Origin of the sequence: Kitasatospora sp. NPDC087861, assembly GCF_044742585.1 — a bacterium.
Taxonomy (GTDB): Bacteria; Actinomycetota; Actinomycetes; order Streptomycetales; family Streptomycetaceae; genus Kitasatospora.
Genome location: NZ_JBIUUS010000113.1, coordinates 1 through 1199 on the forward strand (window position 1 = coordinate 1; position 1199 = coordinate 1199).

The 1199-nt window shown below is 70.0% G+C and carries 1 protein-coding gene; it reads right to left on the reverse strand.

Features of this window, described 5'->3' with window-relative positions:
* Positions 1–1199 (reverse strand): aminopeptidase P N-terminal domain-containing protein (locus ACIOJE_RS41285; RefSeq protein ID WP_400783852.1); only part of this gene is annotated, 1199 nt, incomplete at both ends.

Below are 1199 nucleotides of genomic sequence, written 5' to 3' on the forward strand. Positions count from 1 at the left end.
TCGCAGCGTCGCCATCCAGGTTTCGACCTGGTCGGGTGTGCGGGGGAGGGTGGTGGAGAGGTTTTCGTTGCCGTTGTCGGTGACGAGGATGTCGTCTTCGATGCGGATGCCGATGCCGCGGTATTCCTCGGGGACGGTGAGGTCGTCGCTCTGGAAGTAGAGGCCGGGTTCGACGGTGAGGACCATGCCGGGTTCGAGGGTGCCGTCGACGTAGAGGTCGGTGCGGGCGAGGGCGCAGTCGTGGACGTCGAGGCCGATCATGTGGCCGGTGCCGGCGAGGGTGAAGCGGCGGTGGAGGCCGAGGTGGTAGACCTCGTCGGCGTCGCGGTCGCCGAACAGGCCCCAGGAGACGAGGTGTTCGGCGAGGGTGCGTTGGGCGGCGTGGTGGAAGTCGCGGAAGGCGGCGCCGGGTTTGACGGCGGCGATGCCGGCGTCCTGGGCGGCGAGGACGGCGTTGTAGACCTTGCGCTGGATGGGGGTGAAGCGGCCGCTGACGGGCAGGGTGCGGGTGATGTCGGCGGTGTAGAGGTTGTTGGTCTCCACGCCGGCGTCGAGGAGGAGGAGGTCGCCGGGGCGGGCCTGGCCGTCGTTGCGGATCCAGTGGAGGGTGGTGGCGTGGGGTCCGGCGGCGCAGACGCTGGTGTAGCCGACGTCGTTGCCCTCGATGCGGGCGCGCAGGAAGAAGGTGCCCTCGATGGCGCGTTCGAGGGTGGGCTGGTCGGTGCCGAGGATGCGGACGACGTCTTCGAAGCCGCGGGCGGTGGCCTCGCAGGCGAAGCGCAGGTCGGCGATCTCGAAGTCGTCCTTGACCAGGCGCATTTCGGAGAGGAAGACGCGGAACTCCTCGTCGGCCTGGACGGTGACCGCGGTGTGGAGGGCGTGGTCGACGGTGGCGTCGTGGCCGCGCAGGAGGCGGACGGGGCCGGTGGCCTCGGCGAGTTTGCCGGTCAGGGTGCGTACGTCGGCGCAGGGCAGGCCGAGGAGTTGCTCGTTCTCGGTGAGGCTGTTGCGCCGGCCGTCCCAGAGTTCGCCGTGGTAGTCGTTCCAGAACTCGCCGTTCTCGCGGTTGGAGCGGGGCAGCAGGTAGGCGACCGCGCGGTGTCCGCCCTCGGCGACGGGTTCCAGGACGAGGGCGGCCTCCTGGGACTGGTCACCCGTCAGGTAGACGTAGTCCGAGCACGGACGGAACGGGTAGTCCG